Origin of the sequence: Aquipseudomonas alcaligenes (genome assembly GCF_003205495.1) — a bacterium.
Lineage (GTDB): Bacteria > Pseudomonadota > Gammaproteobacteria > Pseudomonadales > Pseudomonadaceae > Aquipseudomonas > Aquipseudomonas alcaligenes_B.
The window spans coordinates 79,852-103,052 of record NZ_QJRX01000004.1 but is presented as its reverse complement, the minus strand read 5'-3'; the positions used below and the strand labels follow the sequence as shown (position 1 = coordinate 103,052).

The following is a 23,201-nucleotide window of genomic DNA, read 5'->3' as shown; positions in this document are numbered from 1 at the left end:
GAGAAGCCGATGTCCACCGATCTTCAATTGCAACCGGCCGCGGCTGCCAGCCTGCAGCGCTGGCACCAGTTCGTCGCCGCCAAGGACCTGCGCCCGCTGCCCGAACTGCTGCATCCGCAGGCGGTGTTCCGCTCGCCCATGGCGCACACGCCGTATCCGGGCGCGCCGGCGGTCAACCTGATCCTCAATACCGTGCTGCAGGTGTTCCAGGACTTCGCCTACCACCGTGAGCTGGCCAGCGCCGATGGCCTGAGCGTGGTTCTGGAGTTTTCCGCGAAGGTCGGCGAGCGCGAACTCAAGGGTATCGACATGATCCGCTTCGACGAGGCCGGCAAGATCGTCGAGTTCGAGGTGATGGTGCGGCCGATGAGCGCTCTGCAGGCCCTCGGCGAGGAGATGGGGCGGCGTCTGTCACCCTATCTGGCGGCGGCCAAGGCCTGATTCACCCAACCGCATCACAGTTTCACCCCGCCGCCGGTCCGGCAGGCCGTTTCGGCGGGGTGGCTGCCAACCCAATCACATTGCCCGCGTTGCTTTTTCCCCTAGACTTGCCTGAAACAAGGGATTGCGCCTGCCTCGCAGGTTATGCGCCCGCCCGGGGCAAACCCGCAGCGAGCCGAACGTGATCCTGATGGCCTGAGGGAAATCCATGAGCATGCAGAACAAAGCGCAGATGGTCGAGGCCGTGCTGTTCTTCAATGAGCGCGGCGTCTGCAAGGAGATGCTGTTTCCCGAGTTCGAGGCCCTGCTCGACAACGTGGTCAACCTGCCCGAACTGGCCGATCAGCAGATGCGCCTGGCCTACGTGCTGATCAACCCGCGCCTGCTGGTGCGCGCCGTGGTGTTCTTCTACCTGGATTTCGATGAGCGTGGCGCGGCCGACAAGGGCTGGAACCTGCCGCTGCGCCATCTGGCCGACAATGCCGGGCGCGGCCCCGACCTCGGCGCCGGGCCGATCCGCCTGGCCTGCCGCAGCCAGTGCCCGGTGTCCTGGCACCAGATGCACCTGTGGGACCCCAGCCTGGCCCCCGGCAAGAACGACCTGGTACTGATCCGCGATGCGGTCAAGCGCAACAGCCTCGGCCTGCTGGTGGAGGAGGATGCGCCGGTGGTGCTGGCCGAGCGCCTGCAAGTGGCCGCCGAGGACAAGTGGCAGGCGCCCGACCCCGCCCGCGAGGAGGCCGGCAAGCAGGCCGAGCAGAAGGAGCAGGAGCACCGCCTGAAGACCGCCCAGCTGATCAAGCAGCAGCGCCTGCGCATCAGCACTCTGGGTAAGCAGCATGAAGAAGAGCTGGCGCGCCTCAAGCTGGCGGCCGAAGAGCGCCAGCGCGCCCTGCAGACCGAGATCCACAACCTGCACGAGGCCCTGCGTCAACAGGAAGAGTTGAACAACAGCCTCAAGGCGCAGCTGGGGGCCCAGGCCGACAGCATGCAGCAGACCCGCGAGGAGCTGTCCAGGCAGTTGCGTGACCTGGAGAAGCACGGTCGTACCGAAGCCGACATTCTCCGTTCGCAATTCGATTCCGAGCTGCAGGCCCGGGTTGCCGCTGCCGTGGCGGAGTTCAGGGAGCAGGTGGCGCTTCGCGACGTCGAGCTGGCCTACCGTGCCGAGCAGGAGACCCAGCTGCAGCAGGAGTTGGAGCGCCTCAGGCACGAGCGCGACGAGCTGGCCGGCCAGGGCGGCGAGCAGATCCTCGAGCGCCTGGCCAAGCTCGGCGTGGTGTTCGTGGTCTACCATCCCGGCGCCGGCCACCTGACCATCCCGCTGCAGGACATCGCCCGCTACCAGAACAACCCCATGAGCTATGCCGCGGCCAAGTGCTTCGTCTCCGAGGAGCAGTACCGCCAGTGGCTGGCCCATTACCAGCAGCCCACCTGCGAGGCCAGCCTGCCCTCCGGCGAGCGCTGCGCCATGCCCATCGACCGGGTGGAAACGCCCAGCCGCTTCATCGTCGGCGAGTCCAACTGCTGCGCCCGGCACAAGGCCGGAGCCCGCCTGCGTACCGTCGGCTAGTGCCGCTGCGCCTGCCCGACTGGGCGCCGGCAGCGCCCCTGCACGTGCTTTCCTGCGACTGGCTGACGCGTGCCGGCGTCGAACTGGCCGTGCTGCGTCTCGATCTGCTCGATTCCCTGCTGTCCGGTAACAAGTGGTTCAAGCTCAGGCCGCACCTCGAGGCTGCCGCCGAGGCCGGTGCCGAGGGACTGATCAGCCTTGGCGGCGCCCATTCCAATCATCTGCATGCCTTGGCCGCGGCCGGCTGCCGCTTCGGCTTCGCCACGGTCGGCCTGGTGCGTGGCGAGCCGCAGGACACGCCGACGGTGCGTGACCTCGAGGCTTTCGGCATGCGCCTGCACTGGCTGGGCTATGGGGAGTATCGGAGGCGCCACGAGCCAGGGTTCTGGCAATCCTGGCGCGCGCGCTATCCGCAGCTATGGCCGGTCAGCGAGGGGGGCGGCGGCCTGGCGGCGGCGCGTTCCTGCGCGGCCCTGGTCGAGATGGCGCGGGCGCAGCTGGTGAGCATCGGCTGGGTCGACTACCACGCCTGGTGGCTGGCCGCCGGGACCGGCACCACGGCGGCGGGTCTGGTGCTCGGCGAGCGGGGCGTTCATCCGGTGCATGTCGCCATGGCGGTACCGCCGGGGCACGGGGTAGAGAGCCAGCTGCCGGCCATGCTCCGCGAGGCGGGGGTGGCGGACGGCGGCTATCGTCTGCTGGACGCCAGCCGCGGCGGTTTCGCCCGCCTGGATGCCGAACTGGCCCGCTTCACCCTGGCCGGCGAAGAGGCCATGGGGTTGCCGCTGGAACCGCTCTACACCGCCAAGGCGTTGCTGGCATTGCGCGCCGAGGTGGAGGCCGGTTACTTTGCTGCGGGTACGCGCCTGCTATTCCTCCATACCGGTGGTCTGCAGGGGCTCAGGGCCATGGCCCTGCGCCTGCGGACACTGGTCGCGGGCTGAGCCGTGCCGCCGAGAAGAACAATGAAGGACTGGTTTTCATGACCGAGCCGCTGAACCCCGAACAGCTGCGCAGCTTCACCCCGCTCAACGTGCTTTCCGAGCAGCAGTGGCGCGAGCTGCGTCCCCAACTGGTGCCGCAGCCGCTGCTGGCCGGCCAGTTGCTGTTCCGCCAGGGCGATCAGGCTCGGACTACCTACTATCTGCTGTCCGGCGAGCTGCTGCTGCGCGATGCCGAGGGCCGTGAGCAGCACCTGCAGGCCGGCAGCGAAGCCAGCTGCCATCCACTGTCGCCGAGCCTGCCGCGCCTGCACGAGGCGCGTGCGCTGAGCGATGTCAGTGTGCTGGCGCTGGATTCCGCCACGCTCGGGCGCCTGCTCAACTGGCGCCTGGCTTATCAGGATCTGCTGCTCGACCTCAGTAGCAGCGGCGAGGATGTCGAGTGGCTGGAACGTTTGTTGGAAAATCCGCTGTTCAGCAAGGTGCCGCCGGCCAATGTGCGCGCCATGCTCGATCGTCTGCATCCGATCGATCTGCCGGCCGGCAGCCGGGTACTGGTCGAAGGCGAGAGCGGTGATTGCTGTTACTTCCTCAAGAGTGGCCGCGCCGAGGTATTCCGGGGAGGCGACGGCGGTCGCCAGGTGCTGGCCGAACTGGAAGTGGGCGCCTGCTTCGGTGAGGAGGCGCTGCTGTCCGACCAGCCGCGCAACGCCACCGTCACCCTGATCGAGCCCGGCGTGGTGCTGCGCCTGGATCGCCAGGACTTCTTCGCCTTGCTCAAGGCGCCGGTGGTCGACGAGGTGTCCTTCGGCGAGGCGGCGCGCCTGCTGTCGAGCGGCGCCCAGTGGCTGGACGTGCGTCTGCAGGCCGAATACGAGCAGGGCCATGCCCAGCAGGCGCTGAACATGCCGTTGCACCTGCTGCGCCTGAAGGTACGTCTGCTGGACAGGGACAGGACCTACCTGTGCTACTGCGACAGCGGCAAGCGCAGCGCCAGTGCGGTCTTCTTGCTGTCGCAACTGGGCTTTTCCGCCTATGCCCTGCGCGATGGCCTGGATGCGCTACCGGCGGTGCATCGCGCCGCCCTGCTGTGCGAGAGCGGTCCGGGCTACCTGGCTCGTTCCGGCGGGCGTACCGAGCGCAGTCACTAGCCTTCGCTGGCCCGCACGGAGGGCAGGGGCCACTGGTCGCCGACCAGGAAAAGCCGCTCGCTTTCCCGCCAGACGTCCCCGGTATCTGGCTCCAGTCGTACCAGCAGCTGCGCTGGGGCATCCTCGGCCTGTTGCTGCAGCCACTCATCCAGCTGCTCGTGGCTCCAGATGCTGTCCGCTTCGGCGCGTGCCGGCGCCAGCCAGGCGCGCCTGGGCAGTGGCTGCCAGCGCCCCGGGCCGGCCTGCTCGCGCCAGCCAGGCCAGGCGTGGCGGTGCAGCCAATGCCCGCGCAGGTGGTCCGGGTGGCTGCCGCGAGGGGGAACGCAGCCCTCGGGCCAGGGATAGAACAGATAGCCGCCCAGCCAGGTGGCGGCCTGGGGCGCTGCAGCGCCCATGTCGAGCAGGGCTGCGCGCGCTGCCGCGTGGGCGGACAGCGGTAGCTGGTGCTGCGCCAGATGCCGCAGCTTGAGTCCGAGGCGGTCCTCGCTGGCGGGGCCCAGCCAGTGCTCGGCATCCTCGCCGGCCTCCCGCTCGGGCCCCAGGTACAGCTTGATCGCCAGCTCCAGGTGGTGCACGCCCTCGGCGTCGCGCAACAGCAGGTCCAGTTCGCCCAGGGTATGGCCACCCTGGCGCACCGGCAGGTTGGCTGCCAGCAGTTGCACATCCGGCGCCGCCTGCAGGGCGAACTGCCAGAGCCGTTCGTAATGCCGGCCCAGGCGGCTGGAGCCGGCGGCGAGAAACGCCAGCAGCGCCGCCGGCGCCTGTTCCTGCTGCAGCAACCAGTCGGCCAGGCGCTGCGGCTCATGCCGCCAGATGCTGGCGGTCAGCGGGTGGCGCAGGGGTAGCCCGCTGCCATCGAGCAGCGGCGGAGCCAGCAGCGTCCAGGCCAGGTCGCGGACCTGGGGCTGGCGCAATTGGTCGAGCAGGGCATCGAGTAGCGCGCGCATCGGCCGAGCATAGCCCAGGCGGTTTGCTGCGGCCTCCGGCTTTCGCCCATAATCCGGGCAATTCTCCCCGTTGCAGAGCGCCCCATGGAGCAATTTCGCAATATCGGCATCATCGGCCGCCTGGGCAGCGCCCAGGTGCTCGATACCATCCGCCGCCTGAAGAACTTCCTGCTCGAGCGCCACCTGCACGTGATTCTCGAAGACACCATTGCCGAAGTGCTGCCCGGCCACGGCCTACAGACCTGTTCGCGCAAGATCCTCGGCGAGGTCTGCGACCTGGTCATAGTGGTCGGCGGCGACGGCAGCATGCTCGGCGCCGCCCGTGCCCTGGCCCGCCACAAGATCCCGGTGCTGGGCATCAACCGTGGCAGCCTGGGCTTTCTCACCGACATCAAGCCGGACGAGCTGGAGGTCAAGGTCGCCGAAGTGCTGGAGGGGCGCTTCCTCGAGGAAAGCCGCTTCCTGCTGGAGGCCGAGGTGCGCCGCCATGGTGAGGCCATCGGCCAGGGCGATGCACTCAACGACGTGGTGCTGCACCCGGGCAAGTCGACCAAGATGATCGAGTTCGAGCTGTTCATCGATGGCCACTTCGTCTGCAGCCAGAAGGCCGACGGCCTGATCATCGCCACGCCCACCGGCTCCACCGCCTACTCGCTGTCCGCCGGCGGGCCGATCATGCACCCCAAGCTGGATGCCATGGTCATAGTGCCGATGTACCCGCACACCCTGTCCAGCCGGCCCATAGTGGTCGACGGCAACAGCGAGCTGAAGATCGTGGTGGCCGACGACCTGCCGATCTACCCGCTGGTGTCCTGCGACGGCCAGAACCACTTCACCTGTGCGCCCGGCGACACCATCACGGTGGCCAAGAAGCCGCAGAAGCTGCGCCTGATCCATCCGCTCGACCATAACTACTACGAGGCCTGCCGCACCAAGCTCGGCTGGGGCGGCCGCCAGTGGAGCCACGACTGACATGCTGCTGGACAGCGGGCGTGGCTATGACCTGATCGGCGACGTGCATGGCTGCGGGCGCAGCCTGGAGCGTCTGCTCGAGCAGATGGGCTACAGCCGCCACGCCGGGGTATGGCGCCATCCGCAGCGCATGGCGCTGTTCCTCGGCGACATCATCGACCGCGGCCCGCGCATCCGCGAGGCCCTGCACCTGGTGCACGACATGGTCGAGGCCGGCCAGGCCCTGTGCATCATGGGCAACCACGAGTACAACGCCCTCGGCTGGTACACCGAGGCGCCGCCCAACAGCGAGCGGCGCCATGTGCGCGAGCACACGCCACGCCACGAGCGCCTGCTGCAGCAGACCTTTCGCCAGTTCGAGGAGCATCCGGCGGACTGGCACGACTTCCTCGACTGGTTCCAGCAGCTGCCGCTGTTCGTCGACGCCGGGCGTTTCCGCCTGGTGCACGCCTGCTGGGATGGCGAGCTGATCGGCCAGCTGCGCCAGCGCTTCGCCGATGGGCGGGTCGACCGCGACTTCGTCACCGCCTCGGCGGTGCCCGGCAGCTTCGCCAACCGGGTATTCGAGCGCCTGCTGCGCGGCACCGACCTGCGCCTGCCGCAGGGCCTGACCCTGACCAGCGAGGAGGGCTTCACCCGCAGCTACTTCCGCACCAAATTCTGGGAGGACGACCCGCAGACCTACGGTGACGTGGTGTTCCAGCCCGACGCCCTGCCCGAGAGCGTGGCCAGCCTGCCGCTGGGGCCGAGCGAGAAGAGCCGCCTGCTGCAGTATGGTGCCGACGAGCCCATGCTGTTCGTCGGCCATTACTGGCGCCGTGGCCGCCCGGCGCCGATCCGCCCCAACCTGGCCTGCCTGGACTACAGCGCGGTGATGTACGGCAAGCTGGTGGCCTATCGCCTGGACGACGAAACGCAGATCGAGCCGGACAAGTTCGTCTGGGTCGAGGTGGAGCGTCCGGAGGCGCCGCAATGAGCCCGGTGGAAGCGCTGCGCCGCCCGTTGCAGGAGGACCTCAGCGGCTTCGTCGCCTTGCTGCGGCGCCTGCAGGTGCCGCACCGGGTCAGCGAGGAGCGCGGTGCCCAGGTGCTCTGGGTGCCGGCCGAGGCCTTGGCCGAGCAGGTCCGTGCGCTGTACCTGCGCTATCCGCAGGGGGCCGCCGAGGAAGAGGTGCCGACGCCGGCGCAGCCGTCCCGTCCGGGCCTGGCCGCGCAGTTACGCGCCAGCTGGATGACCACCCTGGTCCTGCTGCTGACCCTGGTTGTGGCCGGCGTGACCCTGCTCGGCGACAATTTCACCACCCTGCGCTGGCTGACCTTTCAGGACTTTCGCATCGAAGGCCAGTACCTCTACTTCCAGCCCTGGACTGCCAGCCTGGAGGCGGGGCAGTGGTGGCGGCTGGTGTCGCCCATGCTGATCCATTTCGGCATCCTGCACCTGGCCATGAATGCGCTGTGGTACTGGGAGCTGGGCCGCCGCATCGAGTTTCGCCAGGGCGGCCTCACCCTGCTCGGGCTGACCCTGCTGTTCGGCCTGTTGTCCAATTTCGCCCAGTTCTGGTTCGGCGGCCCCTCGCTGTTCGGCGGCCTGTCCGGCGTGCTCTACGGCCTGCTCGGCTACTGCTGGATCTTCCAGCTGCTGGCGCCGACCCCGGCCTATGTATTGCCGCGCGGCGTACTGGCGATGATGCTGATCTGGCTGCTGGTGTGCCTGACCGGGGTGATCGATACCCTCGGCTTCGGCTCCATCGCCAACGCCGCCCATGTCGGCGGCCTGCTTGCCGGCTGCGCCGCGGGTCTCGTCGGCGGTGCGCTGGCGCGCCTGCGCCGGTAAACTTGGCGCCCTGTTTAGCTTTCCGTGTCGGAGCCCGCGATGTCGTCCTTTGCCGAAATGATCGAGAACATCACCCCCGAGATCTACCAGAGCCTCAAGCTGGCGGTGGAAATCGGCAAGTGGCCGGACGGCCGCAAGCTCACTCAGGAGCAGAAGGAGCTGTCGCTGCAGGCCATGATCGCCTGGGAAATCCAGAACCTGCCCGAGGAAGAGCGCACCGGCTACATGGGCCCGCAGGAGTGCCAGTCGCATGCCGAGCCGATTCCCAACATCCTGTTCAAGTCCAACGACACCCTGCACTGATGACCCAGGCTATGAACGAGCTGGGCCGCGGTAGCCTGAGCAAGATGGCCGTGCGCCTGGGTGAGACGGCGCAGTACGCCTTTCGCCTGGACGAGACCGAAGTGCCGGTCAATCCGCTGCTGGGCAAGCGTGTGCGCCTGGAGTTCCTCGGCGCCATCCACTGCAGCCACTGCGGGCGCAAGACCAAGAAGAGCTTCGCCCAGGGCTACTGCTACCCCTGCTTCACCAAGCTGGCGCAATGCGACAGCTGCATCATGAGCCCGGAGCGCTGCCACTACGACGCCGGCACCTGCCGCGAGCCGGAGTGGGGCGAGCAGTTCTGCATGACCGATCATGTGGTGTACCTGGCCAACTCCTCGGGAATCAAGGTCGGCATCACTCGCGCCAGCCAGATTCCCACCCGCTGGCTGGACCAGGGCGCCAGCCAGGCACTGCCGATCTTCCGTGTCGCCACCCGCCAGCAGTCCGGCTTCGTCGAAGACCTGCTGCGTACCCAGGTGGCGGACAAGACCAACTGGCGCGCGCTGCTCAAGGGCGATGCCGTGCCGCTCGATTTGCCGGCCATCCGCGACCAGCTGCTGGAAAGCTGCGCCGAGGGCATTGCTGCGTTGCAGCAGCGCTTCGGCCTGCAGGCGATCCAGCCGGTCGGTGATGCCGAGGTGCTGGAAATCCGTTACCCGGTGGAGGCCTACCCGACCAAGGTGGCCAGCCACGACCTCGAGAAGACGCCAGTGGTGGAGGGTATCCTCCGGGGCATCAAGGGCCAGTACCTGATCCTCGACACCGGCGTGATCAACCTGCGCAAATACACGGCCTACCAGGTCGCCGTACTCACCGAATAAGAGGCCACAAGCCATGCGTACCGAACAGCCGAAGATGATCTACCTCAAGGACTACCAGGTTCCCGACTACCTGATCGACGAGACTCACCTGACCTTCGAGCTGTTCGAGGACCACACCCTGGTGCACGCCCAGCTGGTGATGCGCCGCAACCCCGAGGCCGGCGCCGGCTTGCCGCCGCTGGTGCTGGACGGCCAGCAGCTGGAGCTGCTGGAGCTGAAGCTGGACGACCGCGTGCTCGGTGCTGCCGACTACCAGCTGACCGACAGTCACCTGACCCTGCAGCCGACGCAGGAACGGTTCGTCATCGACAGCAGCGTGCGCATCCACCCGGAAAGCAACACCGCGCTGGAAGGCCTGTACAAGTCCAGCGGCATGTTCTGCACCCAGTGCGAGGCCGAGGGCTTCCGCAAGATCACCTACTACCTCGACCGCCCGGACGTGATGAGCACCTTCACCACCACACTCAGCGCCGAGCAGCATCGCTATCCGGTGCTGCTGTCCAACGGCAACCCGATTGCCAGCGGCAGCGAGGAGGGCGGCCGCCATTGGGCGACCTGGGAGGACCCGTTCAAGAAACCGGCCTACCTGTTCGCCCTGGTCGCCGGCGACCTCTGGTGCGTGGAAGACCGCTTCACCACCATGAGCGAGCGCGAAGTCACCCTGCGCATCTACGTCGAGCCGGAAAACATCGACAAGGTGCAGCACGCCATGGACAGCCTGAAGAAGTCGATGAAGTGGGACGAGGAGGTGTACGGGCGCGAGTACGACCTGGACATCTTCATGATCGTTGCGGTCAACGATTTCAACATGGGCGCCATGGAGAACAAGGGCCTCAACATCTTCAACTCCAGCTGCGTGCTGGCCAAGGCCGAGACCGCCACCGACGCCGCCCACCAGCGCGTCGAGGCGGTGGTGGCCCACGAGTACTTCCACAACTGGTCGGGCAACCGCGTGACCTGCCGCGACTGGTTCCAGCTGTCGCTCAAGGAAGGCTTCACCGTGTTTCGTGACGCCGAGTTCTCGGCCGATATGAACTCGCGCACGGTCAAGCGCATCGAGGACGTGGCCTACCTGCGCACCCACCAGTTCGCCGAGGATGCCGGCCCGATGGCCCACCCGGTGCGCCCGGACAGCTTCATCGAGATCTCCAACTTCTACACCCTGACCGTCTACGAGAAGGGCTCGGAAGTGCTGCGCATGATCCACACCCTGCTCGGCGCCGAGCTGTTCCGCAAAGGCTCGGACCTGTACTTCGCCCGCCACGACGGCCAGGCCGTGACCTGCGATGACTTCGTCAAGGCCATGGAGGACGCCAGTGGCATCGACCTGACCCAGTTCAAGCGCTGGTACAGCCAGGCCGGCACGCCGCGCCTGGACGTCAGCGAGAGCTACGACGCGGCGGCCAACACCTACCGCCTGCAGCTGCGCCAGAGCTGCCCGGCCACCCCGGGTCAGGCCGAGAAGCTGCCCTTCGTCATCCCTGTCGAGCTGGCGCTGCTGGATGCCCAGGGCCGCGAACTGCCGCTGCAGCTGGTCGGCGAGGACAAGCCGGTCGGTCGCTCCCGCGTGCTGCAGGTGACCCAGGCCGAGCAGGCCTTCACCTTCGTCAACATCGCCGAGAAGCCGCTGCCCTCGCTGCTGCGCGGCTTCAGCGCGCCGGTCAAGCTGAGCTTCCCCTACAGCCGCGACCAGCTGATGTTCCTCATGCAGCACGATAGTGATGGGTTTAATCGCTGGGAGGCCGGCCAGCAGCTGGCCGTGCAGGTGCTGCAGGAGCTGATCGGCCAGCATCAGCGCGGCGAGCCGCTGGTGCTCGATCAACGCCTGGTCACCGCCCTGCGCAGCGTGCTGGAGAACGACAGCCTGGATCAGGCCATGGTCGCCGAGATGCTGTCGCTGCCGGGCGAGGGCTACCTGACCGAGATCAGTGATGTAGCCGACGTCGAGGCCATCCACGCCGCCCGCGAGTTCGCCCGCCAGCAGCTGGCCGAGGCGCTGTTCGAGCCGCTGTGGGCACGCTACCAGGCCAACCGCGAGGCCTCGCGCAACACGCCCTATGTGGCCGAGTCGGCCCACTTCGCCCGCCGCAGCCTGCAGAACATCGCGCTGTCCTACCTGATGCTCACCGGCAAGCCGGAGGTGCTCGCCGCCACCCTGGAGCAGTACGAGGTGTGCGATAACATGACCGAGCGCCTGGCCGCGCTGGCCGTGCTGGTCAACTCGCCCTTCGAGACGGAGAAGGCCGAGGCGCTCAAGGCCTTCGCCGAGCACTTCAAGGACAATGCGCTGGTCATGGATCAGTGGTTCAGCGTGCAGGCCGCCTGCACCCTGCCGGGCGGTCTGGCCCGCGTGCAGGCGCTGATGCAGCACCCGGCCTTCACGATGAAGAACCCGAACAAGGTGCGCGCACTGATCGGTGCTTTCGCCGGGCAGAACCTGGTCAACTTCCATGCGGCCGACGGCAGTGGCTATCGCTTCCTGGCCGACCAGGTGATCAGCCTCAACGCCACCAACCCGCAGATCGCTTCGCGCCAGCTCGGCCCGCTGACCCGCTGGCGCAAGTACGGCGCTTCGCGCCAGGCGCTGATGCGCGGCGAGCTGGAGCGCATCCTGGCCAGCGGCGAGCTGTCTAGCGACGTGTTCGAGGTGGTCAGCAAGAGTCTGGCCTGAACCCGGCAGGCGTTACCAAGCAAGCGCTCGGTAACGCCTGCTGTTACTCCCTGTTTCCTTTCTGCCTGATCAGTTTTTCGCTGGCGGCCAAAGCCCCGTGGCAGAGGCTTTGCGCTTCTTTTGTGGGCTATTTTCACAAGGCTGAAGCGCGCCACTCGGCAGACAAATTGCGACATCCTTGCGCGGTGCAGATCAATATATGTACTGCCGCCTGAGTCGCAGTAAAAACAGGACCAAAAGCGCTTTCCTGGTATCGATCTTGAATAGTCCCGCCCGGTCGCGAGTCCGGGTATGCCCGGCACGACGGACATAACAAGAACAATCGATCCATGGAGCTGCCTATGGCCATCCCTTTGCGCAAGTCGTCCCTGTGTCTCGCCCCCGTCAGGGCGGGTTTTGCCCTTGTCGGGCTTATTCCATTGCTGGTGGCTATCCCGGCCGGCGCCGTTGAGTTCAGCTTCGTCGAGGGCGAGGTGACCGGCTCGCTGGATACCACCCTGTCCTATGGCCAGCTGTACCGGGTGCAGGGGCGGGACAAGACCAACGACGACACCAACGGCAACGATGGCAACCGCAACTTCGATACCGGCCTGGTCTCCGAGGTGTTCAAGATCACCTCCGACCTGGAGGCCAACTACCAGAACTACGGCCTGTTCGTGCGTGGCACCGCCTTCTATGACACCCAGATCATGGACAAACGCAACGACAACGACGACTTCCGGCCGAGCCAGGGCTACCCGAACAACAACCATTTCACCGACGAGACCCGCGATAGCGCCGGCCACAGTGCCGAGATTCTCGACGCCTATGTCTATGGCAACTGGGATGTCGGCAGCATGCCGCTGACCGTCAAGGTCGGCCGCCAGGTGTTCAACTGGGGCGAGGGCATCTTCTATCGTGGTGGCATCAACACCACCAACCCGATCGACGCCGCCAAGTTCCGTCTGCCGGGCTCCGAACTGAAGGAAGTACTGGTGCCGGTGGAGGCCTTCAATTTCAACATCGGCCTGACCGACAATCTGTCGCTGGAAGGTTTCTACCAGTGGAACTGGAAGGAGTCGGCGATCGACCCGGCCGGTACCTTCTTCTCCGAGACCGATCTGTTCGCCGATGGCGGCAATACGGCTTATACAGTGAACGATGCCTTTGCCAATCCACTGTTGGCTGGTGCTTATAACGGTCTGGTGGCAGTTAATCAGCTGAGCGGCAGTGATTATTACGACCCTGCGACGGGGACGATCAAGGTTGCCAACATATCGAGCGACCTGAATGCCAAGAATGATGGGCAGTATGGTTTTGCGCTGCGTTACGTGGCGGAGGAGCTGAACCTCACCGAGTTCGGCTTCTACTTCGTCAATTACCACGCGAAGGAGCCGCAGATATCGGCGAGCGTTAACGATGCCTATGCGGGTTTCAACCCGGATGTACTTTGTAACACGCTGGGAGCAACCAGTTGTGCCAACCTGCAGCTGGCGGCCTCACTGGGCAACGCAGCCGCTGCGCAGGCTCTGGCTGGTGCCAATGGCCTGGCTGCCATCGATATCGCCAATCAGGTTGTAGGGCGGCGCGAATACGTCGAAGACATCCGCATGTATGGCCTGAGTTTCAATACCAATATTGGTGAGGCCTCGGTGTTCGGCGAGCTGGCTTACCGGCCTAACCTGCCGGTGGGCATCAGTGCGACCAATGACCTTCTGGGGGATCTGCTCGGTCAGTCTCTGCTGCTAGGGAGTGGCGGTTTGGCCAACATTGCGGGCAGGGATACCGCGCTGGATGGCCAAATTCACAACTACGAGCGTATCGAGGCGTTCAACCTGTCCATCGGCACCATCTACAACTTCGGGCCGGCGATCAGCTTCGATTCGCTGATGGGCGTGGCCGAACTGGCCTCCGAGCACTCCCGTGCCAGCGACCTGAGCTACACCGCCTACGATGGCAGCGAGCGCGGCTTCGCCGGTCGTCCCAATGGCGCCTATGTGTCCGGCTACGACGATGAGGACCAGCTGGATCGCGACGCCTACGGCTACACCCTGGCCCTGTCCGGTACCTGGAACGACGTGTATGCCGGGGTCAACCTGTCGCCCTTCGCCGTGTTCAAGCACAACTTCCAGGGCAACTCGCATCAGACCGGCAACTTCGTCGAGGGTGCCATGGCCTATTCGGTCGGCCTGCGTGCCAGCTACCTGAACAGCCTGGAGGCCGAGGTGCAGTACACCGAGTACTACGGCGCCGGCCAGAACAACAGTGGCCGCGATCGCGACAACCTCGGCGTCAACCTCAAGTACTCCTTCTGAACATGAATCCCAGGGCCGGGCGGCCAGGCCGCCCGGCTCGCTAGTACGGAGAATCACCATGCTGATGAAACACTCGCTGATGGGCGCCGCAGTCGCCCTCGCGCTTTCCACCGGCAGCGCGCTGGCCGCTGTCTCGCCGCAGGAGGCGGCCAAGTTGGGCGCCACGCTGACCCCATTCGGCGCGGAGAAGGCCGGCAATGCCGATGGCAGCATCCCGGCCTGGAGCGGTGGCATCACCCAGGCACCGGCTGGATTCAAGGGTGGCGGCCAGCACCATGTCGATCCCTTCCCGGACGACAAGCCGCTGTTCACCATCACCAAGGCCAACCTGGAACAGTACAAGGACAAGCTGAGCGCAGGGCAGATCGCCCTGTTCAACGCCTACCCGGACAGCTTCCAGATGCCGGTCTATCAGAGCCGTCGCTCCGGCTCGGCACCGCAGTGGGTGTATGACAACAGCATCAGGAACGCCACCAGCGCCAAGCTGGTCGAGGGCGGCAATGGCTTCGCCGACGCCTACGGTGGCATTCCGTTCCCGATTCCGCAGAGCGGCGTGGAGGCACTGTGGAACCACATCGTGCGCTACCGCGGTACCTATATCACGCGCCGCTCCGCCGAGGTGGCGGTGCAGCGCAACGGCGCTTTCTCGCCGGTGGTGTCCGAGGCCGAGGCGCTGTTCCGCTACTACGACCCGCAGGGCAGCTATGCCGACCTCAACAACATCCTGTTCTACTACCTGAACTTCACCAAGAGCCCGGCGCGTCTGGCTGGTGGTGCGGCACTGGTACACGAGACTCTGGATCAGGTGAAGGAGCCGCGCCAGGCCTGGGCCTATGCGGCCGGGCAACGTCGCGTGCGGCGTGCGCCGAACCTGGCCTACGACACGCCGATCGCCGCTTCCGAAGGTTTGCGTACCGCCGACGATACCGACATGTTCAACGGTGCACCCGACCGCTACGAGTGGAAGCTGCTGGGTAAGAAGGAGCTGTATATCCCCTACAACAACTACCGTATCGCCGCAGCCGGGGTGAAGTACGAGGATGTGCTGCAGGTTGGCCACGTCAACCCGGCGCTGACCCGCAACGAACTGCACCGCGTCTGGGTGGTGGAGGGCACGCTCAAGCCGGGGGCGCGTCACATATATGGCAAGCGCACCCTGTTTCTCGACGAGGACAGCTGGCAGGCTGCCGTGGTGGATCAGTACGACACCCGCGGCGAGCTGTGGCGGGTGTCCGTCGCCTACCTGAAGAACTACTACGACCTGCCCACCACCTGGTCGGCCATGGAGGCTTTCCATGACCTGCAGAGTCGCCGCTACCACGTGCAGAACCTGGACAGCGAGGAACCGGCCACGGTGAACTTCACCAAGGCGATTCCGGAGGACAGCTACTTCACGCCGTCCGCCCTGCGCCGCCGCGGTACCCGCTGAGCGTCACGCCAGGACACAAGGCCGCTGTCAGAGGCGGCCTTGTGCATTCTGCGGAGACGAAAGTCTGGGTAACCGACGCTTAACAAAACATAACGTCACGCCGATTGTCAGTTTTTTCCAAAGCCGTATAGCATGAGCCGCCTGCCATAAGGCATGTACCCACCTATAAGAATAAAGGGGGAAATTTATGCGTGAGCCCGTCATGCGGCGCACCCGCTCCGGTTGCCTGAATTCCATGCAGGCCCCGGCCCGTCAATACTCGCCGCTGGCGAAGGCGCTGTCCCTGCTCGGCGTCTGTTCCATTCTGGCTTTTGCCGCACCCATGCCTGTACAGGCTGCGGAATCCGCCAATGTCCTTTCCATCGAGTCGCCCAAGGCCGTGTCCAGCCTGTTGCTGGATGTCGCTCATGCCGGCAAGCGTCTGGTCGCCGTGGGTGATCGTGGTCACATCCTGTTCTCCGAAGATGCCGGCAAGAACTGGGTTCAGGCCCGTGTGCCGACCCGCCAGCTGCTGACTGCCCTGTACTTCGTCGATGACAAGCACGGCTGGGCCGTCGGCCATGATTCGCAGATTCTCGTCAGCGAAGACGGCGGCGCCAACTGGAAGCTGCAGTTCGAGGACCTCGAACGCGAAGCTCCCCTGCTCGACATCTGGTTCCGCGATACCAGCACCGGCTATGCCGTAGGTGCCTATGGCGCGCTGTTGGAAACCACCGACGGTGGCAAGACCTGGGCCGACGTCAGCGACCGCCTGGACAACGAGGACGGCTATCACCTCAACGGCATCGCCGAGGTCAAGGATGCCGGCCTGTTCGTCGTCGGCGAGGCGGGCAGCATGTTCCGCTCCGCCGATTGGGGACAGACCTGGGAGAGGGTCCAGGGCCCCTATGAGGGTACCCTGTTCGGTGCCCTCGGCACTGCCAGCAGCAACACCCTGCTGGCTTTCGGTCTGCGCGGCAATCTCTATCGCTCCACCGATTTCGGCGCCACCTGGCAACAGGTCCAGCTGCTCTCCGAGAGTGGTCCGCTGGAGTTCGGCCTGGCCGGCGGCAGCCTGCTGAAGAATGGCGACGTGGTCATCGTCGGCCACGGCGGCAGCGTGCTGACCAGCAAGGATTCCGGCCGCACCTTCACCGTGATCAACCGGGCCGATCGCGCCTCGCTGGCCTCGGCTGCTGCCGATGCAGCCGGCAACCTGGTCCTGGTGGGGCAGGGCGGCGTACAGATCGCTACTCCGACTGGCGCCGAGCCAGGCCAAAAACAATAAGCCGGGGCGTATGAGCATATGAGTTCCATGAGCAGCCATCACCAGGACAAGGCGACTTTCCTCGAGCGCCTGATTTTCAACAACCGGCCGATCGTCATCGCCCTCTGCGCGCTGATCACCCTGCTGCTGCTGTGGCAGGCCTCGCATATTCGTCCCTCGACCAGTTTCGAGAAGATGATTCCGCTGGAGCATCCCTTCATCCAGAAGATGCTCGAGCACCGCAACGACCTGGCCAACCTGGGCAACACCGTGCGTATCTCCGTGGAGGCGAAGGATGGCGACATCTTCTCCAAGGAATACATGGAGACCCTGCGCCAGATCCATGACGAGGTGTTCTACATCGCTGGTGTCGACCGTTCCGGCCTGAAGTCGCTGTGGAGCCCGGCCGTGCGCTGGACCGAAGTGACCGAGGAAGGTTTCGACGGTGGCGAGGTGATCCCGCAGACCTACGATGGTTCCGAGCAGAGCCTGCAGGAGCTGCGCAGCAACGTCCTCAAGTCCGGCCAGGTCGGTCGCCTGGTGGCCAACAACTTCAAGTCGAGCATCGTCGATGTACCCCTGCTCGAGCAGTACCCGGATCCGAACGATCAGAGCAAGCTGCTCAAGCTGGACTATCGCCAGTTCTCCCATGAGCTGGAAGAGAAAATCCGCGAGAAGTACCAGGCGCAGAACCCCAATGTGCAGGTGCACATCGTCGGTTTCGCCAAGAAGGTCGGTGACCTGATCGACGGCCTGATCATGGTGGTGGCCTTCTTCGGTATCGCCCTGGCCATTACCCTGGTGCTACTGTACTGGTTCAGCTGGTGCATCCGCTCGACCATCTCGGTGGTCTCCACCACCCTGATCGCGGTGGTCTGGCAGCTGGGCCTGATGAACCTGGCCGGCTTCGGTCTCGATCCCTACTCGATGCTGGTGCCCTTCCTGATCTTCGCCATCGGCATCTCCCACGGGGTGCAGAAGATCAACGGTATCGCCCTGCAGTCGAGCGACGCCGACAATGCCCTGACCGCGGCCCGGCGGACCTTCCGCCAGCTGTTCCTGCCGGGCATGATCGCCATCCTGGTGGACGCAGTCGGCTTCATCACCCTGCTGGTGATCGACATCGGCGTGATCCGCGAGCTGGCCATCGGCGCCTCCATTGGTGTGGCGGTGATCGTGTTCACCAACCTGATCCTGCTGCCGGTGGCGATTTCCTATATCGGCATCAGCAAGAAGGCCGTCGAGCGCAGCAAGCGCGAGGCCGGTCGCGAGCAGCCGTTCTGGCGCCTGCTGTCCAACTTCGCCCACCCGGTGGTGGCACCGATCTCCGTGGTCATTGCCCTGTCGGCCGGCGTGGCGGCCTTCTGGTACCAGAAGGAGCACCTGCAGATCGGCGACCTCGACCAGGGCGCGCCGGAACTGCGTCCGGACTCGCGCTACAACAAGGACAACGATTTCATCATCAGCAACTACTCGACCAGCTCCGACGTGCTGGTGGTGATGGTCAAGACGCCGAACGAGGGTTGCTCGACCTACGAGACCCTGGCGCCGATGGATCAGCTGATGTGGCGCCTGGAGAACACCGAGGGCGTGCAATCGGCCATTTCCATGGTCAGCGTGTCCAAGCAGGTGATCAAGGGGATGAACGAGGGCAGCCTCAAGTGGGAGACCCTGTCGCGCAACCCGGACATCCTCAACAACTCCATCGCCCGTGCCGACGGCCTGTACAACGCCGACTGCTCGCTGGCGCCGGTACTGGTGTTCCTCAACGACCACAAGGCCGCGACCCTGAAGCGCGCCGTCGCGGTGGTGCAGGAGTTCGCCGCGGAGAACAACAAGGAAGGCCTGGAGTTCATCCTGGCGGCCGGTAATGCCGGCATCGAGGCGGCCACCAACGAGGTGATCGCCACTTCCGAGCTGAAGATCCTGGTGCTGGTGTACATCTGCGTGGCGCTGATGTGCCTGATCACCTTCCGCTCCTTCGGTGCGATGCTGTGCATCATCCTGCCGCTGATCCTCACCTCCATCCTCGGCAACGCCCTGATGGCCTGGCTGGGTATCGGCGTGAAGGTGGCGACCCTGCCGGTGATCGCGCTGGGCGTGGGTATCGGCGTGGACTACGGCATCTACATCTACAGCCGCATGGAAAGCTTCCTGCGCGCCGGCCTGCCGCTGCAGGAGGCCTACTACCAGACCCTGCGCTCCACCGGTAAGGCCGTACTGTTCACCGGTCTGTGCCTGGCCATCGGCGTGGTCACCTGGATATTCTCGGCGATCAAGTTCCAGGCTGACATGGGGCTGATGCTGACCTTCATGCTGCTGTGGAACATGTTCGGTGCGCTGTGGCTGCTGCCGGCTCTGGCGCGCTTCCTGATCAAGCCGGAGAAGCTGGCCGGCAAGCAGGGTGGTTCGCTGTTCGCCCACTGATCGCTATCGCGGCTGGTGCAAGGGCTCCCTCGGGAGCCCTTTTTCATTGCCTGCCGTCTATTCTCGGGTAGGGAGGAGGGGGCCTTCGAGCTGCATGGTCAGCCCTTCACGGTGCTCAATAGCGGGCCGGCATTCCGATTCAACGAGGCCGTCTCCCTGCAGGTGCTGTGTGGCGATCAGGCCGAGGGTCGATCACTACTGGGGCCGGCTGGGTGAAGGCGGGGCGCCGCAGGCGCAGCAGTGTGGCTGGTTGAAGGATCGCTATGGCTGTCCTGGCAGGTGGTGCCCGAAGTGCTGCTGGAGATGCTGCTGGCCGAGGATCAGGCAGCGGTGCAGCGGGCGACCCAAGCCATGCTGCAGATGAAGAAGCTGGATATCGCCGCCTTGCAGCGGGCCTTCGTCGGCGAATCGCAGGCATGAAAAAGCCGCCTTGCGGCGGCTTTTTCAATGGGGCTCGAATTACATGTTGGGGTAGTTCGGGCCGCCGGTGCCTTCCGGAGCCACCCAGGTGATGTTCTGGGACGGGTCCTTGATATCGCAGGTCTTGCAGTGTACGCAGTTCTGCGCGTTGATCTGGAAGCGCTTCTCGCCGTCTTCCTGAGTCACCACTTCGTACACGCCGGCCGGGCAGTAGCGCTGTGCCGGCTCGTCGAACTTCGGCAGGTTGACGGACAGCGGGATGCTGGCGTCGGTCAGCTTCAGGTGGCAGGGCTGCTCTTCCTCGTGGTTGGTGTTGGAGAGGAACACCGAGGAGAGTTTGTCGAAGCTCAGCTTGCCGTCCGGTTTCGGGTATTCGATGCGCTGGCACTCGGCCGCCGGCTTGAGGCAGGCGTAGTCCGGCTTGTTGTCGTGCAGGGTGACCGGAATCTTACCGCCGAAGATGTTCTGGTCGATGAAGTTGAACGCACCGCCGGCGATGGCGCCGAACTTGTGGATGGCTGCACCGAAGTTGCGGCTGCGGAACAGCTCGTCGTACAGCCAGCTGGCCTTGAAGTCGTCGACATAGCCATTGAGCAGGTCGCCGCCCTGGCCGTCGGCCAGCAGCACGTCGGCCACGGCCTCGGCGGCCAGCATGCCGGACTTCATGGCGGTGTGGCTGCCCTTGATCTTGGCGAAGTTCAGGGTGCCGAGGTCGCAGCCGATCAGGGCGCCGCCCGGGAAGACCATCTTCGGCAGCGAGTTCAGGCCGCCCTTGCAGATGGCGCGAGCACCGTAGGCCACACGCTTGCCGCCTTCCAGGTACTTGGCGATCACCGGGTGATGCTTGTAGCGCTGGAACTCGTCGAACGGCGACAGGAAGGGGTTGGAGTAGGACAGGTCGACAATCAGGCCGACCACCACCTGGTTGTTTTCCAGGTGATAGAGGAAGGAGCCGCCCGGGTTCTCGTCGGACAGCGGCCAGCCGGCGGTGTGCACCACCAGGCCCTGCTCGTGCTTGGCCGGGTCGATGTCCCAGATTTCCTTGATGCCGATGCCGTAGTGCTGGGCGTCGGCTTCGGAGTCGAGGTTGAACTTCTTGATCAGCTGCTTGCCGATGTGGCCACGGCAGCCTTCGGCGAACAGGGTGTACTTGCCGCGCAGTTCCATGCCCGGGGTGTAGTAACCTTCCTTCGGGTGGCCTTCGCGGTCCACACCGAGGTCGCCGGTGATGATGCCGCGCACCACGCCGTTCTCGTCGATCAGGGCTTCCTGGGCGGCGAAGCCCGGGTAGATCTCGACGCCCAGGGCTTCGGCCTGCTGGGCCAGCCAGCGGCACAGGTTGCCCAGGGAGATGATGTAGTTGCCTTCGTTGTGCATGGTCTTGGGCACAAAGAAGTTCGGTACCTTGGCAGCCTTGTCGGCGCTCTTCAGCAGGTAGATGTCGTCGCGCTTGACTTCGGTGTTCAGCGGGGCGCCCAGTTCCTTCCAGTTGGGGAACAGTTCGTTCAGGGCGCGCGGCTCGAAGACCGCACCGGAGAGGATGTGAGCGCCGACTTCGGAACCCTTCTCGACCACGCAGACGCTGATTTCTTTGCCGGCTTCAGCGGCCTTCTGCTTCAGTCGGCAGGCGGCGGACAGGCCGGAGGGGCCGGCGCCGACGATGACGACGTCGAATTCCATAAATTCGCGTTCCACAGAGAATCTCCTACTCAAGGCTTCTTCGGTGTTGTTGATCTGGCTTGGCTAGGCTTTCTCTGGCCTGCGCGCTGGGCATTATATATACAGGCCCTTCGGCGTCCAATACAAACGTTTGTTTGAATTTTCTCAAAGCCTGATAGCGCAAGGGCTGGCGCCAGATAAAAGGGCGGTTTTTCGTGTTGACCGAAAAAGGCGTTCCGGTCAAGATACGGTCGGTTTTGCGTTCGCCGTATGGGCTGACCGTCGGTTCCGGCCGACTAGCATCACCGGCCAGGCTCGCCTTGGCGACATTCTTATTCACCGGAGAGTAACGAGGAATCCATGAAGGTTCTTGTAGCTGTCAAACGAGTGGTCGACTACAACGTCAAAGTCCGCGTCAAAGCGGACAACTCCGGCGTCGACCTCGCCAACGTCAAGATGTCGATGAACCCCTTCTGCGAAATCGCCGTCGAAGAGGCCGTTCGCCTGAAAGAGAAGGGCGTCGCTAGTGAGATCGTCGTCGTCACCATCGGCCCGAACGCCGCTCAGGAACAACTGCGCACCGCCCTGGCCCTGGGTGCTGACCGTTCCATCCTGGTCGAGACCAACGAAGAGCTGAACTCCCTGGCCGTGGCCAAGCTGCTGAAAGCCGTGGTCGACAAGGAGCAGCCGCAACTGGTCATTATGGGCAAGCAAGCCATCGACAGCGACAACAACCAGACCGGCCAGATGCTGGGCGCCCTGACCGGCTTCGCCCAGGGTACCTTCGCCTCCAAGGTTGAAGTGGCTGGCGACAAGGTCAACGTGACCCGCGAAATCGACGGCGGCCTGCAGACCGTCGCCCTGGCCCTGCCGGCGATCGTCACCACCGACCTGCGCCTGAACGAGCCGCGCTACGCGTCGCTGCCGAACATCATGAAAGCCAAGAAGAAGCCGCTGGACGTGGTGACTCCGGACGCCCTGGGCGTTTCCACCACCTCCACCGTAAAGACCCTGAAAGTCGAAGCTCCGGCTGCCCGCAGCGCCGGCATCAAGGTCAAGTCCGTGGCTGAACTGGTCGAGAAACTGAAGAACGAGGCGAAGGTAATCTAAATGACTATCTTGGTTGTTGCTGAACACACTAACGCCGCTCTGGCCGCTGCCACCCTGAACACCGTGGCCGCCGCTCAGAAAATCGGTGGTGACATTCACGTTCTGGTCGCTGGCGCCAACGCCGGTGCCGCTGCCGAAGCCGCTGCCAAAATCGCTGGCGTGAGCAAGGTACTGGTCGCCGACAACGCTGCCTTCGCCAACCAGCTGCCGGAAAACGTCGCTCCGCTGGTCGCCGAACTGGGCAAGGGCTACAGCCACATCCTTGCTGCCGCCACCAGCAACGGCAAGAACATCCTGCCGCGCGTCGCCGCTGCCCTGGATGTCGACCAGATCTCCGAGATCATCGCCGTTGAAAGCGCCGACACCTTCAAGCGCCCGATCTATGCCGGTAACGCCATCGCTACCGTGCAGTCCTCGGCTGCCGTGAAAGTGATCACAGTGCGTGGCACCGGCTTCGACGCCGCTGCTGCCGAAGGCGGTTCCGCTGCCATCGAAGCCGTGGCTGCTGGCGGCGACGCCGGCAAGTCGTCCTTCGTCGGCGAAGAGCTGGCCAAGTCCGACCGTCCGGAACTGACCGCTGCCAAGATCGTCGTATCCGGCGGCCGTGGCATGGGCAACGGTGACAACTTCAAGCACCTGTACGCCCTGGCCGACAAGCTGGGCGCTGCCGTTGGCGCCTCGCGTGCCGCCGTCGACGCCGGCTTCGTGCCGAACGACATGCAGGTCGGCCAGACCGGCAAGATCGTCGCGCCGCAGCTGTACATCGCGGTCGGCATCTCCGGTGCCATCCAGCACCTGGCCGGTATGAAGGACTCCAAGGTCATCGTCGCCATCAACAAGGACGAAGAAGCCCCGATCTTCCAGGTGGCTGACTACGGCCTGGTGGCTGACCTGTTCGAAGCCGTACCGGAGCTCGAGAAACTGGTCTGATCCGGTTTCCCG

General features: G+C 64.9%; 18 protein-coding genes and 1 pseudogene. 17 read left to right on the top strand and 2 right to left on the bottom strand.

Annotated features, from left to right (window positions below; genetic code table 11):
* Positions 1 to 9: 9 nt before the first annotated feature.
* The 4 genes from DMO17_RS08415 to DMO17_RS08400 all read left to right on the top strand — a co-directional run bounded on the left by DMO17_RS08415 (position 10) and on the right by DMO17_RS08400 (position 4,106).
* Positions 10 to 441: a nuclear transport factor 2 family protein gene (locus tag DMO17_RS08415; RefSeq protein WP_110682048.1), complete on the top strand. Its 432-nt coding sequence runs from the start codon at positions 10 to 12 to the stop codon at positions 439 to 441.
* Between the two features lie 208 nt (positions 442 to 649).
* Positions 650 to 2,014, top strand: coding sequence for a chromosome partitioning protein ParA (locus DMO17_RS08410; protein ID WP_110682047.1), 1,365 nt, complete (start codon positions 650 to 652; stop codon positions 2,012 to 2,014).
* A complete protein-coding gene (locus tag DMO17_RS08405) occupies positions 2,014 to 2,958 on the top strand; it encodes a 1-aminocyclopropane-1-carboxylate deaminase/D-cysteine desulfhydrase (protein WP_110682046.1) in 945 nt (314 codons plus the stop codon). Before DMO17_RS08410 ends, DMO17_RS08405 begins: the two co-directional genes overlap by 1 nt.
* Before the next feature lie 38 nt (positions 2,959 to 2,996).
* The gene (locus DMO17_RS08400; RefSeq protein WP_110682045.1) at positions 2,997 to 4,106 is read left to right on the top strand and encodes a cyclic nucleotide-binding domain-containing protein; all 1,110 of its coding nucleotides are present in this window, start codon (positions 2,997 to 2,999) and stop codon (positions 4,104 to 4,106) included.
* Here DMO17_RS08400 and DMO17_RS08395 read toward each other — a convergent pair.
* On the bottom strand, positions 4,103 to 5,053 hold the full coding sequence (locus tag DMO17_RS08395) for a DUF1853 family protein (RefSeq protein ID WP_110682044.1): 951 nt from the start codon (positions 5,051 to 5,053) through the stop codon (positions 4,103 to 4,105). The two genes, DMO17_RS08400 and DMO17_RS08395, sit on opposite strands and share 4 nt — an antisense overlap.
* Positions 5,054 to 5,137: 84 nt before the next feature.
* On the opposite strand from DMO17_RS08395, the gene DMO17_RS08390 reads away from it, so the two are divergent.
* From DMO17_RS08390 to DMO17_RS08340, 11 genes and pseudogenes are all read left to right on the top strand, one after another.
* Positions 5,138 to 6,025 carry an NAD(+) kinase gene (locus tag DMO17_RS08390; RefSeq protein WP_110682043.1) on the top strand — a complete coding sequence of 296 codons (888 nt, stop codon included), beginning with the start codon at positions 5,138 to 5,140 and terminating at the stop codon, positions 6,023 to 6,025.
* A 4-nt stretch (positions 6,026 to 6,029) separates the two neighbouring features.
* Entirely contained in the window at positions 6,030 to 7,001 is a 972-nt protein-coding gene (locus DMO17_RS08385; RefSeq protein ID WP_110682357.1) for a metallophosphoesterase, read from the top strand.
* Entirely contained in the window at positions 6,998 to 7,858 is an 861-nt protein-coding gene (locus DMO17_RS08380; protein ID WP_110682042.1) for a rhomboid family intramembrane serine protease, read from the top strand. The genes DMO17_RS08385 and DMO17_RS08380 overlap by 4 nt, the downstream gene beginning before the upstream one ends.
* Before the next feature lie 39 nt (positions 7,859 to 7,897).
* On the top strand, positions 7,898 to 8,161 hold the full coding sequence (locus DMO17_RS08375; RefSeq protein ID WP_110682041.1) for a YeaC family protein: 264 nt from the start codon (positions 7,898 to 7,900) through the stop codon (positions 8,159 to 8,161).
* A gap of 11 nt (positions 8,162 to 8,172) precedes the next feature.
* Positions 8,173 to 9,003, top strand: coding sequence for a DUF2797 domain-containing protein (locus DMO17_RS08370; RefSeq protein ID WP_110682040.1), 831 nt, complete (start codon positions 8,173 to 8,175; stop codon positions 9,001 to 9,003).
* A gap of 13 nt (positions 9,004 to 9,016) precedes the next feature.
* Positions 9,017 to 11,674 carry an aminopeptidase N gene (gene pepN, locus DMO17_RS08365; protein ID WP_110682039.1) on the top strand — a complete coding sequence of 886 codons (2,658 nt, stop codon included), beginning with the start codon at positions 9,017 to 9,019 and terminating at the stop codon, positions 11,672 to 11,674.
* A gap of 341 nt (positions 11,675 to 12,015) precedes the next feature.
* On the top strand, positions 12,016 to 13,968 hold the full coding sequence (locus DMO17_RS08360) for a DUF1302 domain-containing protein (protein WP_110682038.1): 1,953 nt from the start codon (positions 12,016 to 12,018) through the stop codon (positions 13,966 to 13,968).
* A gap of 58 nt (positions 13,969 to 14,026) precedes the next feature.
* The gene (locus DMO17_RS08355) at positions 14,027 to 15,397 is read left to right on the top strand and encodes a DUF1329 domain-containing protein (protein ID WP_110682037.1); all 1,371 of its coding nucleotides are present in this window, start codon (positions 14,027 to 14,029) and stop codon (positions 15,395 to 15,397) included.
* Between the two features lie 187 nt (positions 15,398 to 15,584).
* Entirely contained in the window at positions 15,585 to 16,664 is a 1,080-nt protein-coding gene (locus tag DMO17_RS08350) for a WD40/YVTN/BNR-like repeat-containing protein (protein WP_375538011.1), read from the top strand.
* A gap of 27 nt (positions 16,665 to 16,691) precedes the next feature.
* A complete protein-coding gene (locus DMO17_RS08345; RefSeq protein WP_110682035.1) occupies positions 16,692 to 19,070 on the top strand; it encodes an efflux RND transporter permease subunit in 2,379 nt (792 codons plus the stop codon).
* Positions 19,071 to 19,130: 60 nt separating this feature from the next.
* Positions 19,131 to 19,490, top strand: a pseudogene (locus DMO17_RS08340) (VOC family protein); the annotation flags it as partial.
* A 39-nt stretch (positions 19,491 to 19,529) separates the two neighbouring features.
* On the opposite strand, the gene DMO17_RS08335 reads toward DMO17_RS08340, so the two are convergent.
* On the bottom strand, positions 19,530 to 21,203 hold the full coding sequence (locus tag DMO17_RS08335; protein ID WP_110682034.1) for an electron transfer flavoprotein-ubiquinone oxidoreductase: 1,674 nt from the start codon (positions 21,201 to 21,203) through the stop codon (positions 19,530 to 19,532).
* Between the two features lie 306 nt (positions 21,204 to 21,509).
* Here DMO17_RS08335 and DMO17_RS08330 point away from each other — a divergent pair, with 306 nt between their 5' ends.
* Positions 21,510 to 22,259, top strand: a complete 750-nt coding sequence (locus tag DMO17_RS08330; RefSeq protein ID WP_021699684.1) for an electron transfer flavoprotein subunit beta/FixA family protein — start codon at positions 21,510 to 21,512, stop codon at positions 22,257 to 22,259.
* Positions 22,260 to 23,189 (top strand): electron transfer flavoprotein subunit alpha/FixB family protein, encoded by a 930-nt coding sequence (locus DMO17_RS08325; protein WP_021699683.1) that lies wholly within the window; start codon positions 22,260 to 22,262, stop codon positions 23,187 to 23,189.
* Positions 23,190 to 23,201 lie beyond the last annotated feature (12 nt).

Bases quoted from the DNA above. Each gene is read 5' to 3' on its own strand.
- DMO17_RS08415 (WP_110682048.1), top strand. From the start codon at position 10: ATGTCCACCGATCTTCAATTGCAACCGGCCGCGGCTGCCAGCCTGCAG.
- DMO17_RS08410 (WP_110682047.1), top strand. From the start codon at position 650: ATGAGCATGCAGAACAAAGCGCAGATGGTCGAGGCCGTGCTGTTCTTC.
- DMO17_RS08400 (WP_110682045.1), top strand. From the start codon at position 2,997: ATGACCGAGCCGCTGAACCCCGAACAGCTGCGCAGCTTCACCCCGCTC.
- DMO17_RS08395 (WP_110682044.1), bottom strand. From the start codon at position 5,053: ATGCGCGCGCTACTCGATGCCCTGCTCGACCAATTGCGCCAGCCCCAG.
- DMO17_RS08390 (WP_110682043.1), top strand. From the start codon at position 5,138: ATGGAGCAATTTCGCAATATCGGCATCATCGGCCGCCTGGGCAGCGCC.
- DMO17_RS08380 (WP_110682042.1), top strand. From the start codon at position 6,998: ATGAGCCCGGTGGAAGCGCTGCGCCGCCCGTTGCAGGAGGACCTCAGC.
- DMO17_RS08375 (WP_110682041.1), top strand. From the start codon at position 7,898: ATGTCGTCCTTTGCCGAAATGATCGAGAACATCACCCCCGAGATCTAC.
- DMO17_RS08370 (WP_110682040.1), top strand. From the start codon at position 8,173: ATGAACGAGCTGGGCCGCGGTAGCCTGAGCAAGATGGCCGTGCGCCTG.
- pepN (WP_110682039.1), top strand. From the start codon at position 9,017: ATGCGTACCGAACAGCCGAAGATGATCTACCTCAAGGACTACCAGGTT.
- DMO17_RS08360 (WP_110682038.1), top strand. From the start codon at position 12,016: ATGGCCATCCCTTTGCGCAAGTCGTCCCTGTGTCTCGCCCCCGTCAGG.
- DMO17_RS08355 (WP_110682037.1), top strand. From the start codon at position 14,027: ATGCTGATGAAACACTCGCTGATGGGCGCCGCAGTCGCCCTCGCGCTT.
- DMO17_RS08350 (WP_375538011.1), top strand. From the start codon at position 15,585: ATGCGTGAGCCCGTCATGCGGCGCACCCGCTCCGGTTGCCTGAATTCC.
- DMO17_RS08345 (WP_110682035.1), top strand. From the start codon at position 16,692: ATGAGCAGCCATCACCAGGACAAGGCGACTTTCCTCGAGCGCCTGATT.
- DMO17_RS08330 (WP_021699684.1), top strand. From the start codon at position 21,510: ATGAAGGTTCTTGTAGCTGTCAAACGAGTGGTCGACTACAACGTCAAA.
- DMO17_RS08325 (WP_021699683.1), top strand. From the start codon at position 22,260: ATGACTATCTTGGTTGTTGCTGAACACACTAACGCCGCTCTGGCCGCT.